Here is a 15,726-nt window from a genome sequence, read left to right on the forward strand (position 1 = left end):
ACAATAAACCTGCAAAAACGCCACTATTCCCAACAACAAAAACCCCATCAGATTAATAAAAAGAAACACAACCACCCGATGTATAACTTCTACAAACTCAAACTTTCAACTAAGTTGAGCGCTACTTCGTCAAACGCGAAACAATCAAAAAACAGAAATCACTAGAACTGCCATCAATCAAGTTCTGCCCTGTTTGCCACGAAAAAAGTAAAAATCTTCACAACTATCCACTCCAACCGGGTTACCGAGGATGGCGCCCTTGATCGGGCATTCGTATAAAACTGAACTTAATAAGGAAATTGAGAAAATGAACAGCAGCAAAATTTGCAAGACCATTCACCCCGCGGATCCGCTTCTCGCCTACCAGACTGCCGTCACAGAAAGCCAACGCAATGCACTTAACGGCGGCAAAGCTGCAAGATCGGTGAGTGCCCACTCAAAACTCTGGAGTAACTTCCGAACGCTTTCCGTCTGCTTTCTTGACGAATTGAGTGCTGCAGATGCAAAGGCTTTTAAAAGTACCATCTGGAAATGGGCCAAGTTAGCCAACCTTAATATTGTTTTTACCAGCAGAACCAATGCAACCATAAGAATAAAGACCAACACCGATTTAAATATCTCGCGTATCGGCACAGACTGCCTATTGGCTGAACCCGGTGAACCGACAACCTATATTGCGGAAAAGCCCGGCAGCGAGTTTTTCGAGGCAACAGTACTCCATGAGTTTGGCCACGTACTTGGTCTCCATCACGAACACTTGCACCCCGACGCCAATATCCCCTGGAACAAACAAAAAGTTCGAGAACTTTACGCACGTCACGGCTGGAGTCCCGAGGAGATTGAAAAGAACTTTTTCGATCCTATCGACACTCTCCGCCTGGTGCTTACTGCCTACGATAAAAACTCGATCATGCATTATCGCGTAGACAAGGAACTCACCGATGGCGTCTATGAGCTAGCCCCCAACAAGATCCTTAGCGAAGATGACATGCGCATGATCCTGAGCATCTATCCAGAAACACCTTCCGAATCACCCGATGATCCTTCGCACCGTCCCTGACTCGTCCATGGGCTAAATGCTCGCGACAGGTAGCGAGCCATCCGCGAGTCCGACCGGCATAAAATCATTTGATCTGTCCAAGGTTCGCTTCGCTCAGATCCAACTCCCCCAATACCTCGCGCAACACGTCATCACCTATCTGGTGATGACGACTGAGGCTATACAGTTCCAGACGTTGCGCCCTCAGCGCCTTCAAGCGCAGGCGACGCTCGAGCAGATCCATCTGGAACGCCAAGGCCTGCGCTTCGGCGGAGTCGTTGAAAACATCCAGTTGATGGCGATACTCGGACATGATCCGCGCCTTCAGTTCTGCCGATAGAGCGGCCTGAGCCGCGTCCTGCGGGGTGGTTTCCTCGGTTTCGAGCGCATGAATCGCCGCTTCTGCGGTTTTACGCCAGGCATCACGCACTTCCTGACGACGCTTGTCGTCCGGACTTTTTTCGATGCCACGCAGCAATAGCGGCAAAGCGATACACGCCGATATCAGCGACAGCAGAATCACTCCGGCTGCGATGAAGATCAGCAGATCACGTTCGGGAAAGGCCTCCGCGCCCATCAGCATCGGCACCGACATCACACCCGCCAGCGTCACTGCACCGCGCACGCCACCGACCGTCAGCAACCAGCAGGAGCGCGCGGTCGGCACTTGGGTCAGCTCGCCCTTGCCGCGCAAACGGCGCAAAAGCACCGACAAACGCCAGATGCTCTGCACCCAGATAAACCGCAGCAACACCAACGCAAGGAAAATTGCGCCGACATCGAGGCAGCGATAAAACAGCGTTGGCCACAGGGTCGGCTCGTGGCTGACCACGGCTTTGATGATGTCCGGCAATTGCAAACCCAACAGCAAAAAGATCAAACCGTTGAAAGCGAATTCCAGCAGCGACCAGACACTGCGATTGAGCAAGCGGGTGCTGGTCTGCCGCGGCAGCAGATCAAGCCAGCTCTGCATCATCCCCGCCGCCACGGCCGAGAGAATGCCCGAAACCCCGAGACGTTCGGCCAGTACATAAGCAGCGAACGGCAGCAGCAACATGAACACCACGTGGGTCGCGGGATCGTCCCAGCCCCGCGCGATCATCCACGAGCGCAGGCGCCCGACCAGCCAGCTCAATGCCACGCCGACGGCCAGACCACCGAGCGCCACCACGACAAAGGTCAGGCTGGCGTTGGTCAGCGAGAACACGCCGGTCACTGCCGCGACCAAAGCGAACTTGAACGTCACCAGACCCGAGGCATCGTTCATCAGCGCCTCGCCTTGCAGGATGTGCATCAGCGGCGTCGGCAAGCGGTTCTGCGAGATTGCCGAAACGGCCACGGCGTCGGTTGGCGACAACACGGCCGCCAAAGCGAAGGCCACGGGCAACGGGATCGTCGGCAACAACCAGTGAATGAAGTAGCCGGCGCCGACCACGGTGAACAGCACCAGGCCGACCGCCAGTGTCAGGATCGGCCCGCGCAAATGCCAGAACTCGCGTTTGGGCATGCGCCAGCCATCGGAGAACAGCAGCGGCGGCAGGAACAGAAACAGGAACAGTTCCGGATCGAGCGCCACGTGCAGACCCAGGGTCGGCCAGGCCAGCAAGGCGCCGGCGGCGATTTGTACCAATGGCAGCGGCAGCGGGATGACCCGTCCGACCAGACGCGACACGCTGACCAGCATCAGCAGGATCAGGACGGTGTAAGCAGTTTGCATAAAGCGCAAATCTCAGACAATCGACAGCGTTGAACTGCCATATTAGCCGCTTAGCATGCGTCTGACCGTTGCACCTATGTCGCACGCCCACAAAGCGCACCCCAATGTGGGAGCGAGCTTGCTCGCGAATGCGGTCGTTCATCGAACAGAGGTATTGACTGACAGGGCCTCTTCGCGAGCAAGCTCGCTCCCACAGGGTTTTGCATTACCAAATCGACCTGAGGCGCCGCGAACCGGTTTGGTCATGGCATAATCCGACACCATTTTTCTCCAGCACCTGTAAAGGGGGCAATTCCTTGACCGTTTCAAGTAAAACGTTGCACCTTTTCGGCATCAAAGCCTGCGACACCATGAAAAAGGCGCGCACCTGGCTTGATGAACACGCTGTCAGCTACGACTTTCACGATTACAAAAGCGCCGGCATCGACCGTGAGCACCTGACCCAATGGTGTGACGAGCACGGCTGGCAAACGGTGTTGAACCGCGCAGGCACGACCTTTCGCAAACTCGACGACGAACACAAAGCCGATCTCGACCAGTCGAAAGCCATCGAACTGATGCTCGCTCAACCCTCGATGATCAAGCGCCCGGTGCTCGATCTCGGTGACCGAACCCTGATTGGCTTCAAGCCAGATATCTACGCGGCCGCTCTGAAGTAAGCAGCCCGTCACTCTTTGTAGAGGTGTATTTACATGTCCAATTCTCTGTTCAGCATCGCCTTTGGTGTCGGCACTCAGAACCGTCAAGGCGCGTGGCTGGAAGTGTTCTACGCACAGCCACTGCTCAACCCTTCGGCCGAACTGGTCGCCGCTGTTGCGCCGATCCTCGGTTACACCGAAGGCAACCAGGCCATCACCTTCACCACCGCTCAGGCCGCACAACTGGCTGAAGCCGTGAAAGGCATCGACGCCGTGCAAGGCAAGCTGCTGACCCGTCTGGCCGAGAGCCACAAGCCGCTGGTCGCCACCCTGCTGGCTGAAGACGCGCAACTGACTTCGACCCCTGAGGCCTACCTCAAGCTGCACCTGCTGTCGCACCGTTTGGTCAAGCCGCACGGCGTGAGCCTGGCGGGGATCTTCCCGCTACTGCCGAACGTAGCGTGGACAAGCCAGGGTGCAATCGACCTGAGCGAACTGGCCGAAATGCAACTGGAAGCCCGTCTGCGTGGCGACCTGCTGGAGGTGTTCTCGGTGGACAAATTCCCGAAAATGACCGACTACGTGGTACCGGCCGGCGTGCGTATCGCTGACGCCGCGCGTCTGCGTCTAGGCGCTTACGTCGGTGAAGGCACCACCGTGATGCACGAAGGCTTCATCAACTTCAACGCCGGCACCGAAGGCCCGGGCATGATCGAAGGCCGCGTTTCCGCTGGCGTATTCGTCGGCAAGGGTTCCGATCTGGGCGGCGGTTGCTCGACCATGGGCACCCTGTCGGGTGGCGGCAACATCGTGATCAAGGTCGGCGAAGGCTGCCTGATCGGCGCCAACGCCGGTATCGGTATTCCGTTGGGCGACCGCAACACTGTCGAGTCGGGCCTGTACGTGACCGCCGGCACCAAGGTTGCGCTGCTCGACGAAAACAACAATCTGGTCAAGGTTGTGAAGGCGCGTGAGCTGGCCGGTCAGACTGACCTGCTGTTCCGTCGCAACTCGGAAACCGGCGCTGTGGAATGCAAAACCCACAAGTCGGCGATCGAACTGAACGAAGCGCTGCACGCTCACAACTAAGCAGCCATACGATCCCCCTGTGGGAGCGAGCTTGCTCGCGAAGGCGTTCGGTCAGTCAACAACATCGCTGAATGACCCGACGCTTTCGCGAGCAAGCTCGCTCCCACAAGGTTCGGTGTATACCCGCCCAAGTTCACAGGGCTGAACAGATGATGATTCCCTCCCCGTGGCGTGCCGATTTCCCGGCTATCGCCGCGCTGCAACGGCAAGACCAGACCTATCTGGACAACGCCGCCACCACGCAAAAACCCCAGGCCCTGCTCGACGCACTGACGCATTACTACGCCAACGGCGCAGCCAATGTGCATCGTGCGCAACACCTGCCCGGCGCTCATGCCACGCAGGCGTTCGAGGACAGTCGACTGAAGGTTGCCCAGTGGCTGAATGCCGGTGACAGTGGGCAAATCATCTTTACTCACGGCGCCACCAGTGCGCTGAATCTCCTGGCTTATGGCCTGGAACATCTTTTCCAGCCGGGCGATGAAATTGTCATCAGCGCCCTGGAACATCACGCCAACCTGCTGCCGTGGCAGCAACTGGCACAACGTCGCAACCTGAAGCTGGTAATTCTGCCGCTGGACGCCGACGGCTTGATCGACCTCGCTGCCGCTGTGCATCTGATCGGCCCGCGCACGCGGTTGCTGGCGGTCAGTCAGTTGTCCAACGTGCTCGGCGCATGGCAGCCATTGCCGGCATTGCTCGGCATGGCCAAGGCGCAGAACGCGCTGACCGTGGTCGATGGCGCGCAAGGCGTGGTGCACGGTCGGCATGACGTGCAGGCGCTGGGTTGCGACTTCTATGTGTTTTCCAGCCACAAGCTGTATGGCCCCGATGGCCTCGGCGTGCTGTTCGGGCGCAACGCTGCACTTGAACAACTGAAGCCTTGGCAGTTCGGCGGCGAAATGGTCCTGGAAGCCAACTATCACGACTCGCGTTTTCGCCCTGCGCCGCTGGGTTTTGAAGCGGGCACGCCGCCGATTGCCAGTGTGATCGGCCTCGGTGCGACCCTCGATTATCTGGCCGGGCTCGATCAGGAAGCGGTGTCGACCCATGAAGCGGCGCTGCATGATTATTTGCTGCGTGGCCTCGCAGCGCGCAATGGCATTCGTCTGCTCGGTAAACCGCAACTGGCGCTGGCGAGTTTTGTCGTCGAAGGTGTGCACAACGCCGATCTGGCGCACCTGCTGACCGAGCAAGGCATCGCTGTGCGCGCCGGGCACCATTGCGCCATGCCGTTGCTGAAAAGCTTTGAACTGGCCGGGGCGATTCGTGTTTCGCTGGCGTTGTACAACGATTCCGAAGATCTGGAGCGCTTCTTTGAAGCACTGGATCAGGCGTTGGAGTTGTTGCGATGAGCTTGCCGGTCGAAGCCGCCGAAGCGCTGCAGACTTTTCAGAATGCGCCTGGCTGGGAACAGCGGGCGCGGTTGCTGATGCAGTTTGGTGATCGTCTGCCTGCGCTCAGCGATGCGGACAAGTGCGAGGCTAACCGGGTGCATGGCTGTGAGAGTCAGGTGTGGCTGGTTGGTGAACTGCACGACGGTCACTGGCAATTCAGCGCCAGCAGCGATGCGCGGATGATCCGCGGGTTGGTGGCGTTGTTGCTGTTGCGGGTTAACGGGTTGTCGGCGGCTGATTTAAAGCAAATCGACTTGCCTGATTGGTTTAATCAGCTCGGCCTGTCGCGCCAGCTATCGCCATCGCGCAGCAATGGCTTGAATGCTGTGCTCCAGCGGATGAATGAGTTGGCTCGCTGACTGATCGTTCCCACGCTCTGCGTGGGAATGCCTCAACGGACGCTCCGCGTTCGGCTCTGGATGGGACGCGGAGCGTCCCGGGCTGCATTACCACGCGGAGCGTGGGAACGATCAACCGGTCAGGCGTCAGATTTGACCCGGTCTGAAGGGCGCCGCACACCCGCGACAATCTTGTCCACAGCCTTGGTCGCCGCAACCATCCCAAACGTCGCCGTCACCATCATCACCGCACCAAACCCACCGGCGCAGTCCAGCTTCACCCCATCGCCAACAAAACTCTTCTGCAAACAAATGCTGCCATCCGGCTTCGGATAACGCAGTTGCTCGGTGGAAAACACACACGGCACGCTGTAATGGCGGGTCACGGTGCGCGAAAAACCATAATCACGACGCAACGTCGAGCGCACTTTCGAGGCCAACGGGTCATTGAACGTGCGGTTGAGGTCGCACACCTGAATCAGCGTCGGATCAATCTGCCCGCCCGCGCCACCCGTGGTGATGATCTGGATCTTGCGGCGCTTGCACCAGGCGATCAGCGCGGCCTTGGCGTTGACCGCGTCGATGCAGTCGATCACGCAATCGATGTTCGGCGTGATGTACTCGGCCATGGTCTCGCGGGTGACGAAATCCGCCACCGCGTGCACGGTGCAATCCGGGTTGATCCCGCGCAGACGCTCGGCCATCACCTCGACCTTGGGTTTGCCGACGGTGCTGTCCAGCGCGTGCAACTGGCGGTTGGCGTTGCTGACACAGACGTCATCGAGGTCGAACAGCGAAATCTCGCCGACGCCACAACGGGCCATGGCTTCCGCCGCCCAGGAACCGACGCCACCGACGCCGACGATCGCCACATGGGCCGCGCGCAAGCGCTCCAGGCCTTCAATGCCATACAAACGGGCGATGCCTGCAAACCGCGGATCTTCTGTACTCATGACCATTACCCCAAAAACCGGCGCGCATTATAGGGCTACGCGGCGACAAGTTCTAAACATCAGCTACAAGTGTAAGAACTTAAGTCAAAGTCGGCTGCCCAATGTCGGGCATTTCCCTGTCTGATGTACGACTGGCGAACTGCCGGTGTAGGATGCGCGCCCCTCGGGCGTATAGCCGACCGATCCTTCGTTCCACAGCCTTTGGAACCCGAAATAGCTATGTCATCGCGTAAATTTGGACTCAACCTGGTGGTGGTTCTGGCAATCGCCGCCCTGTTCACCGGCTTCTGGGCGCTGATCAATCGCCCGGTCTCCGCGCCGAACTGGCCGGAGCAGATCTCCGGTTTCTCCTATTCGCCGTTCCAGCAGGGACAATTCCCGCAGAAGGATCAGTATCCGACTGACGACGAAATGCGCCGCGACCTGGAGATCATGAGCAAGCTGACGGACAACATCCGCATCTACTCGGTCGACGGTTCGCTGCAAGACATCCCGAAACTGGCTGAAGAATTCGGCCTGCGCGTGACGCTGGGGATCTGGATCAGCCCCGACCAGGAACGCAACGAACGGGAAATCACCCGCGCCATCGAACTCGCCAACACTTCGCGCAGTGTGGTTCGCGTGGTGGTCGGTAACGAAGCGATCTTCCGCAAGGAAATCACCGCGCAAGAGCTGAGCGTGCTGCTCGATCGCGTGCGCGCGGCGGTGAAAGTGCCGGTGACCACCTCCGAGCAATGGCACGTCTGGGAAGAACACCCGGAGCTGGCCAAGCACGTTGACCTGATCGCCGCGCACGTTCTGCCCTACTGGGAGTTCATTCCGGTCGACAAGGCCGGGCAGTTCGTTTTCGACCGCGCCCGCGACCTGAAAAAACTGTTCCCGAAAAAACCGCTGCTGCTCTCCGAGGTCGGCTGGCCGAGCAACGGCCGCATGCGCGGTGGCGCCGATGCGTCGCCGGCGGATCAGGCGATCTACCTGCGTAACCTGGTCAACAAGCTCAACCGCCAAGGCTTCAACTACTTCGTGATCGAAGCGTTTGACCAGCCGTGGAAGGCCAGCGACGAAGGTTCGGTCGGTGCCTACTGGGGCGTGTTCAACGCCGCGCGTCAGCAAAAATTCAACTTCGAAGGCCCGGTGGTCGCGATCCCGCAATGGCGTGTACTGGCCATCGGTTCGGTAGTGCTGGCGCTGTTGTCGCTGACCCTGCTGATGATCGACGGCTCGGCGCTGCGTCAGCGTGGGCGAATCTTCCTGACCTTTATCGCGTTCCTTTGCGGTTCAGTGCTGGTGTGGATCGGTTACGACTACAGCCTGCAATACAGCACATGGTTCAGCCTGACGGTCGGCTTCCTCTTGGCGCTCGGTGCGCTCGGCGTGTTTATCGTCTTGCTGACCGAAGCGCATGAATTGGCCGAAGCGGTGTGGATTCACAAGCGGCGACGTGAGTTCCTGCCGGTCGAGGGCGACTCCAGCTATCGCCCGAAAGTGTCGATTCACGTGCCGTGCTACAACGAGCCGCCGGACATGGTCAAACAGACCCTCGACGCACTGGCCGCCCTCGATTACCCGGACTACGAAGTCCTGATCATCGACAACAACACCAAGGACCCGGCGGTGTGGGAGCCGGTGCGCGATTACTGCGAAACCCTCGGCCCACGCTTCAAGTTCTTCCACGTCTCGCCCCTGGCCGGTTTCAAGGGCGGTGCGCTGAACTACCTGATTCCGCACACCGCCAAGGACGCCGAAGTGATCGCCGTGATCGACTCCGATTACTGCGTGCACCCGAACTGGCTCAAGCACATGGTGCCGCACTTCGCCGACCCGAAAATCGCTGTGGTGCAGTCACCGCAGGATTATCGCGATCAGAACGAAAGCACCTTCAAGAAGCTTTGCTACGCCGAATACAAAGGCTTCTTCCACATCGGCATGGTCACCCGCAACGACCGTGACGCGATCATTCAGCACGGCACCATGACCATGACCCGCCGTTCGGTACTGGAAGAGTTGGGCTGGGCCGACTGGTGCATCTGTGAAGACGCCGAACTCGGTCTGCGCGTGTTCGAAAAAGGCCTGTCAGCGGCGTATTACCACGACAGCTACGGCAAGGGTCTGATGCCGGATACGTTTATCGACTTCAAGAAACAGCGTTTCCGCTGGGCCTACGGTGCGATTCAGATCATCAAGCGCCACACCGGCAGCCTCTTGCGCGGCAAGGACACCGAACTGACGCGCGGCCAGCGTTACCACTTCCTCGCGGGCTGGTTGCCGTGGGTCGCGGACGGCATGAACATCTTCTTCACCGTCGGCGCACTGTTGTGGTCGGCAGCGATGATCATCGTGCCGCAGCGGGTCGATCCGCCGTTGCTGATCTTCGCAATCCCACCGTTGGCGCTGTTTGTGTTCAAGGTCGGCAAGATCATCTTCCTCTACCGTCGCGCCGTCGGCGTGAACCTGAAAGATGCTTTCTGCGCGGCACTGGCCGGGCTGGCGTTGTCGCACACCATCGCCAAAGCGGTGCTGTACGGCTTCTTCACCACCAGCATTCCGTTCTTCCGCACGCCAAAAAACGCCGACAACCATGGTTTCTGGGTGGCGATTTCCGAAGCACGGGAAGAGCTGTTCATCATGCTGCTGTTGTGGGGCGCGGCGCTGGGGATCTTCCTGGTCAATGGCATGCCGAGCAACGACATGCGCTTCTGGGTGGTGATGTTGCTGGTGCAGTCGCTGCCGTATCTGGCCGCATTGATCATGGCGTTCCTGTCCTCGCTGCCAAAACCGGCCGCTGCGCCTGAACCGGCGCCGGCCGTCTAAATCCTCGTCGATGCACTAAACGGCGGCCAATGGTCGCCGTTTTGCTTTAAGATAACCGCCATTTTGCGGGGCTTGGCGTGATACGCGGTGTAACCGACCGAACACAATCCCTGTGGGAGCGAGCTTGCTCGCGAAGGCTTTGTAACATTCAACCCTTATGTTGCCTGATACAGCGCTTTCGCGAGCAAGTCGAAGCGTCGAACCGTCGCTCCCACATTGGCCCTCGCTCAAATTCATGATTCCGGAGTTTTCCATGACGGCCCACGCCGACCTTTCGCCGACCCTCCAACTCGCCATCGACCTGATCCGCCGTCCGTCCGTGACGCCGGTCGACGCCGATTGCCAGAAGCAGATGATGCAGCGCCTGGGCGATGCCGGTTTCAGCCTCGAGCCGATGCGCATCGAAGAGGTGGATAACTTCTGGGCGACCCACGGCAACAACGACGGCCCGGTGCTGTGCTTCGCCGGCCACACCGACGTGGTGCCGACCGGCCCGGTCACCGCGTGGCAGATCGACCCGTTCAACGCGCTGATCGATGAGCACGGCATGCTCTGCGGCCGGGGCGCGGCGGACATGAAAGGCAGCCTGGCGTCGATGACCGTCGCCGCCGAGCGTTTCGTCGCCGACTACCCGAACCACAAGGGCAAGGTCGCGTTCCTGATCACCAGCGACGAAGAAGGCCCGGCGCACCACGGCACCAAAGCAGTGGTCGAGCGTCTGGCCGCGCGTAATGAGCGTCTGGACTGGTGCATCGTCGGCGAACCGTCGAGCACCACCCTGGTTGGCGACGTGGTGAAAAACGGCCGTCGTGGCTCGCTGGGCGCCAAGCTCACAGTCAAAGGCATTCAGGGTCACGTCGCCTATCCACACTTGGCAAAGAATCCGATCCACCTCGCCGCTCCGGCGCTGGCCGAACTGGCCGCCGAGCACTGGGATCACGGCAACGATTTCTTCCCGCCGACCAGTTTCCAGATCTCCAACGTCAACTCCGGCACCGGCGCGACCAACGTGATTCCGGGCGATCTGGTGGCGGTGTTCAACTTCCGCTTCTCCACCGAATCGACCGTCGAAGGCCTGCAGAAACGCGTGGCCGATATTCTCGACAAGCACGATCTGGACTGGCACATCGACTGGGCGCTGTCCGGCCTGCCGTTCCTCACCGAACCGGGCGCGCTGCTCGACGCGGTGTCGGCGAGCATCAAGGACATCACCGGTCGCGAAACCAAGGCGTCGACCAGCGGCGGTACCTCCGATGGCCGCTTCATCGCCACCATGGGCACGCAAGTGGTTGAACTGGGCCCGGTCAACGCGACCATTCACCAGGTCAACGAACGCGTACTGGCAGCCGATCTCGACGTACTGACCGAGATCTACTACCAGACCCTGATCAAGTTGCTCGCCTGATGCTCGCTTGCCCCATTTGCAGTGAACCACTGAATGCGGTGGACAACGGTGTGGTCTGCCCCGCCGGCCATCGCTTCGACCGTGCGCGGCAGGGTTACCTGAACCTGCTGCCAGTGCAGCACAAGAACAGCCGCGACCCTGGCGACAACCAGGCCATGGTCGAAGCGCGCCGCGACTTCTTGAACGCCGGCCATTACGCGCCGGTGGCCAAGCGTCTGGCCGAACTGGCGGCGAGTTTTGCGCCGGATCGCTGGGTCGATATCGGTTGTGGCGAGGGTTATTACACCGCGCAAATCGCCGAAGCGTTGCCGAACGCTGACGGCTATGCGCTGGACATCTCCCGCGAAGCGGTCAAACGCGCCTGCAAACGCAACCCGGCAATCACCTGGTTGATCGCCAGCATGGCCCGCGTGCCGCTGGCGTCGGGCAGTTGCCAGTTTCTCGCCAGTGTTTTCAGTCCGCTGGACTGGGAAGAAGCCAAGCGTCTGCTCAGTGTCGGCGGCGGTCTGATGAAAGTCGGCCCGACCAGCGGCCACCTGATGGAACTGCGCGAACGCCTGTACGACGAAGTGCGCGAATACACCGACGACAAGCATCTGGCCCTGGTACCGCAAGGCATGGCGCTGGCGCACAGTGAAACCCTGGAATTCAAGCTGACGCTGGACAAGCCCGAGGATCGCGCCAACCTGTTGGCGATGACACCCCACGGCTGGCGCGCCAGTGCCGAGCGTCGCGCAGCGGTGATCGAACAGGCCGAGCCGTTCGAGACCACCGTGTCGATGCGCTACGATTATTTCGTTCTTCAATAAACTTTTGGTCTCGGGCGAGTGCCCGGGGCCGGCTAAATCCGCGAATGGATTTTTCAGACCCGCAGTGAGGACATCCATGCGCCAACCGGACATCGAGATTTACCTGAAAGACGCCGACGTCGACCACAAGGCCATTTCGGCCTGGCTGGGCGAAGCACTAGGCCCGTGCAGCGACTGGGTACAGAAAGGCCAGACCTACAAATGCAAGGCCGGCAACGTGCCGGTGACCTGGCTGCCGAAAGCCGTGGGCAAGTGGAACAGCCTGTACCTGGAAAGCGACCAGACGCCGTGGGACGACGATATCGCCTGCGCGCGTGCAGCGTTTGCTGCGCTGAACGTGGAAGTGCGTTGCGCGCCGGGGACCTGGGTCGAGGAAGAAGGTGAAGAAACGGCGGATCGCTGGATGCGCATCAGCGCCGATGGTGAAGAAGAAATCACCTGGAAAACCGCCTGATACTGATCGTTCCCACGCTCTGCGTGGGAATGCAGCCCGGGACGCTCTGCGTCCCAAAGCGGACGCAGAGCGTCAGTTGAGGCATTCCCACGCAGAGCGCGGGAACGATCATCACAGGCTTACAACATCCTCAGCCTGCAACCCCTTCTCGCCAGTAATCACCGCGTATTCAACCTGCTGGCCTTCAGTCAGCGACCGATGCCCTTCGCCACGAATCGCGCGGTAGTGCACGAACACGTCCACCCCGTCTTCGCGCTGGATAAAGCCGTAGCCCTTGGCGTCGTTGAACCACTTCACGTTGCCGGTTTCACGTGTTGCCATCTGTTCATACTCCTTTTTTATTATTGAACAGGCTTTTCGCAGGAAAGCCTTTGCGGAACGTCAGCCTGCGTCCGACGTCCATAAAAGGGCCCCGGCGACAGACCGCCGAGTATATGACAGGCGCGAAAACTCTCAACAGGAGATTACTTCGCCGCTTTTTTGCCGATTTTCGCCTAATACGGCAAACTGTCGCCCTCCCGAGCAACCGCTCGGTTTATCCACTCACGCAGAAGCCGTATGACCCGTTCCCCGTTCCGCCGTCTTGTGTTTGGCACCTTGCGCCGACTGTTGTACCTCTGGGTTCGCTCGGAGACGATCAACCAGTCGTCGTTCACCCTCAACCTCGACCGCAGTCGTCCGGTGTTCTACGTCCTGCAAAACCCTTCGCTGACCGATCTGGCCGTGCTCGACACCGAGTGCACCAAGGCCGGGCTGCCGCGTCCGGTGCTGCCGGTGTCGGTCGGTTCGCTGATCGAGCCGGCGGCGTTTTTCTACCTGACGCCGGATCCGGACTGGCTCGGTCGCCAGGACAAACGCGGCGCACCGCCGACCCTGACCCGACTGGTCAGCGCGCTCACGCAGAACGCCGCCGAAGACGCGCAGATCATCCCGGTCAGCGTGTTCTGGGGCCAATCGCCGGACAGCGAAAACAGTCCGTGGAAGCTGTTGTTCGCCGACAGTTGGGCGGTCACCGGCCGTCTGCGCCGGCTGCTGAGCATCATCGTCCTGGGGCGTAAAACCCGCGTACAGTTCTCCGCGCCAATCCACCTGCGTGAACTGATCGAGCACAACAAGGGCCATGAACGCACCGTGCGCATGGCCCAGCGCATCTTGCGTGTGCATTTTCGCAACCTGAAAGCGGCGGTGATCGGCCCGGACATTTCCCACCGTCGTAACCTGGTCAAAGGCCTGCTCAACCAGCCACTGGTCAAGCAAGCGATCCTCGACGAAGCCGAGCGCGAAAACATCTCCCCTGAGAAAGCCAAGGCCCAGGCCTTGCGCTATGGCAACGAGATCGCCTCGGACTACACCTACACCGCAATCCGCTTCCTTGAAGTGGTGCTGAGCTGGTTCTGGAACAAGATTTACGACGGCATCAAGGTCAACCACATCGAAGGCGTGCAGAAGGTCGCCCAGGGTCACGAAGTGATCTACGTGCCCTGCCACCGCAGTCACATCGACTACCTGCTGCTCTCGTATCTGCTGTTCCGCAACGGCCTGACCCCGCCGCACATCGCCGCCGGGATCAACCTCAACATGCCGGTGATCGGCAGCCTGCTGCGCCGTGGCGGTGCGTTCTTCATGCGCCGCACGTTCAAGGGCAATCCGCTGTACACCTCGGTGTTCAACGAATACCTGCACACGCTGTTCACCAAAGGCTTCCCGGTCGAGTACTTCGTCGAGGGCGGCCGCTCGCGCACCGGGCGCATGCTGCAACCGAAAACCGGCATGCTCGCGATCACCCTGCGCAGCTTCCTGCGCTCGTCGCGGATGCCGATTGTGTTTGTGCCGGTGTACATCGGTTACGAACGCGTGCTCGAAGGTCGCACCTACCTCGGCGAACTGCGCGGCGCGAGCAAGAAGAAAGAATCGATCTTCGACATCTTCAAAGTCATCGGCGCGCTCAAGCAGCGTTTCGGTCAGGTTGCGGTGAACTTCGGCGAGCCGATCAAACTGGCGGAATTCCTCGACGCCGAACAGCCGGACTGGCGCCAGCAGGAACTCGGCCCGCAATACAAACCGGCGTGGCTCAACGAAACCACCAATCGTCTTGGCGAAAAAGTCGCGCAGCATCTCAACGAAGCCGCTGCGATCAACCCGGTCAACCTTGTCGCGCTGGCGCTGCTGTCGACTACACGTCTGGCGCTGGATGATCGGGCGATGGCGCGGGTGCTGGATCTGTATCTGGCACTGCTGCGCAAAGTCCCGTACTCGCCGCACACCACGCTGCCGGAAGGTGATGGCCGCGCGCTGATCGAGCATGTGAAGGACATGGACCTGCTCGCCGAGCAGAACGATGCCCTGGGCAAGATTCTCTATCTGGATGAGCAAAACGCCGTCCTGATGACTTACTACCGCAACAACGTGCTGCACATCTTCGCCCTGCCGGCGCTGCTGGCGAGCTTCTTCCAGAGTGCCTCGCGCATGAGCCGCGAACAGATCCTGCGCTACACCCGCGCGCTGTATCCGTACTTGCAGTCGGAGCTGTTCATTCGCTGGACGCTGGACGAACTCGACGGCGTAGTCGATCAGTGGCTGGAAGCATTCGTCGAGCAAGGCCTGCTGCGTTTCGAGAAAGACGTCTACTTGCGTCCGGCACCGAGCTCACGGCATTTCGTCCTGCTGACGCTGCTGTCGAAGAGCATCGCCCAGACCCTGCAGCGCTTCTACATGACCGTGTCCTTGCTGCTCAATAGCGGCCAGAACAGCGTCAGCGCCGAAGAGCTGGAAGACCTCTGCACGGTCATGGCCCAGCGCCTGTCGATCCTCCATGGTCTCAACGCCCCGGAGTTCTTCGACAAGAGCCTGTTCCGTCACTTCATCCAGACGATGCTCGACCTCGACGTGCTGCGTCGCGACGAGGCCGGCAAGCTGAGCTATCACGAGCTGCTCGGCGAACTGGCTGAGGGTGCGGCCAAGCGAGTACTACCGGCGGATATTCGTTTGTCGATCCGTCAGGTGGCGTTGCATCGCAGTGAAGATGCGGCGGAAACCGCAGTGACCACCGAGGTCTGACACTTGTCGACAACTAACG

The 15,726-nt window shown here is 59.9% G+C and carries 13 protein-coding genes; 10 read left to right on the forward strand and 3 right to left on the reverse strand.

Features of this window, described 5'->3' with window-relative positions; translation table 11 throughout:
- Positions 1-307 precede the first annotated feature (307 nt).
- Positions 308-1,060: a M12 family metallopeptidase gene (locus WA225_RS08805; RefSeq protein ID WP_422607646.1), complete on the forward strand. Its 753-nt coding sequence runs from the start codon at positions 308-310 to the stop codon at positions 1,058-1,060.
- Positions 1,061-1,124: 64 nt separating this feature from the next.
- On the opposite strand, the gene WA225_RS08810 is transcribed toward WA225_RS08805, so the two are convergent.
- Complete coding sequence (locus WA225_RS08810) at positions 1,125-2,756, reverse strand: Na+/H+ antiporter (RefSeq protein ID WP_422607647.1); 1,632 nt, start codon at positions 2,754-2,756, stop codon at positions 1,125-1,127.
- A gap of 296 nt (positions 2,757-3,052) precedes the next feature.
- Between WA225_RS08810 and WA225_RS08815 the strand changes: the two genes are divergently transcribed.
- The 4 genes from WA225_RS08815 to WA225_RS08830 all read left to right on the forward strand — a co-directional run bounded on the left by WA225_RS08815 (position 3,053) and on the right by WA225_RS08830 (position 6,239).
- A complete protein-coding gene (locus WA225_RS08815; RefSeq protein WP_422607648.1) occupies positions 3,053-3,415 on the forward strand; it encodes an ArsC family reductase in 363 nt (120 codons plus the stop codon).
- Positions 3,416-3,448: 33 nt separating this feature from the next.
- Complete coding sequence (dapD, locus tag WA225_RS08820; RefSeq protein WP_122591337.1) at positions 3,449-4,483, forward strand: 2,3,4,5-tetrahydropyridine-2,6-dicarboxylate N-succinyltransferase; 1,035 nt, start codon at positions 3,449-3,451, stop codon at positions 4,481-4,483.
- Between the two features lie 149 nt (positions 4,484-4,632).
- Positions 4,633-5,838 (forward strand): aminotransferase class V-fold PLP-dependent enzyme, encoded by a 1,206-nt coding sequence (locus WA225_RS08825; RefSeq protein WP_422607649.1) that lies wholly within the window; start codon positions 4,633-4,635, stop codon positions 5,836-5,838.
- A complete protein-coding gene (locus WA225_RS08830) occupies positions 5,835-6,239 on the forward strand; it encodes a SufE family protein (protein ID WP_422607650.1) in 405 nt (134 codons plus the stop codon). The genes WA225_RS08825 and WA225_RS08830 overlap by 4 nt, the downstream gene beginning before the upstream one ends.
- 119 nt (positions 6,240-6,358) lie before the next feature.
- Here the strand turns inward: WA225_RS08830 and tcdA are convergent, their stop codons facing one another.
- The gene (gene tcdA, locus WA225_RS08835) at positions 6,359-7,177 is read right to left on the reverse strand and encodes a tRNA cyclic N6-threonylcarbamoyladenosine(37) synthase TcdA (protein ID WP_422607651.1); all 819 of its coding nucleotides are present in this window, start codon (positions 7,175-7,177) and stop codon (positions 6,359-6,361) included.
- A gap of 213 nt (positions 7,178-7,390) precedes the next feature.
- Between tcdA and WA225_RS08840 the strand changes: the two genes are divergently transcribed.
- From WA225_RS08840 to WA225_RS08855, 4 genes are all read left to right on the forward strand, one after another.
- A complete protein-coding gene (locus tag WA225_RS08840) occupies positions 7,391-9,982 on the forward strand; it encodes a glycosyltransferase (RefSeq protein WP_422607652.1) in 2,592 nt (863 codons plus the stop codon).
- Positions 9,983-10,235: 253 nt separating this feature from the next.
- Complete coding sequence (gene dapE, locus WA225_RS08845; protein ID WP_422607653.1) at positions 10,236-11,387, forward strand: succinyl-diaminopimelate desuccinylase; 1,152 nt, start codon at positions 10,236-10,238, stop codon at positions 11,385-11,387.
- A complete protein-coding gene (locus WA225_RS08850) occupies positions 11,387-12,196 on the forward strand; it encodes a putative RNA methyltransferase (protein WP_422607654.1) in 810 nt (269 codons plus the stop codon). The genes dapE and WA225_RS08850 overlap by 1 nt, the downstream gene beginning before the upstream one ends.
- A 76-nt stretch (positions 12,197-12,272) precedes the next feature.
- A complete protein-coding gene (locus WA225_RS08855) occupies positions 12,273-12,650 on the forward strand; it encodes a hypothetical protein (protein ID WP_064120729.1) in 378 nt (125 codons plus the stop codon).
- Positions 12,651-12,761: 111 nt separating this feature from the next.
- On the opposite strand, the gene WA225_RS08860 is transcribed toward WA225_RS08855, so the two are convergent.
- On the reverse strand, positions 12,762-12,971 hold the full coding sequence (locus tag WA225_RS08860; protein ID WP_422607655.1) for a cold-shock protein: 210 nt from the start codon (positions 12,969-12,971) through the stop codon (positions 12,762-12,764).
- Positions 12,972-13,208: 237 nt separating this feature from the next.
- On the opposite strand from WA225_RS08860, the gene plsB reads away from it, so the two are divergent.
- On the forward strand, positions 13,209-15,707 hold the full coding sequence (gene plsB, locus WA225_RS08865) for a glycerol-3-phosphate 1-O-acyltransferase PlsB (RefSeq protein ID WP_422607656.1): 2,499 nt from the start codon (positions 13,209-13,211) through the stop codon (positions 15,705-15,707).
- The last annotated feature ends 19 nt before the right edge of the window (positions 15,708-15,726 follow it).

The sequence above is a fragment of the Pseudomonas sp. genome (assembly GCF_049300855.1).
Classification (GTDB): domain Bacteria; phylum Pseudomonadota; class Gammaproteobacteria; order Pseudomonadales; family Pseudomonadaceae; genus Aquipseudomonas.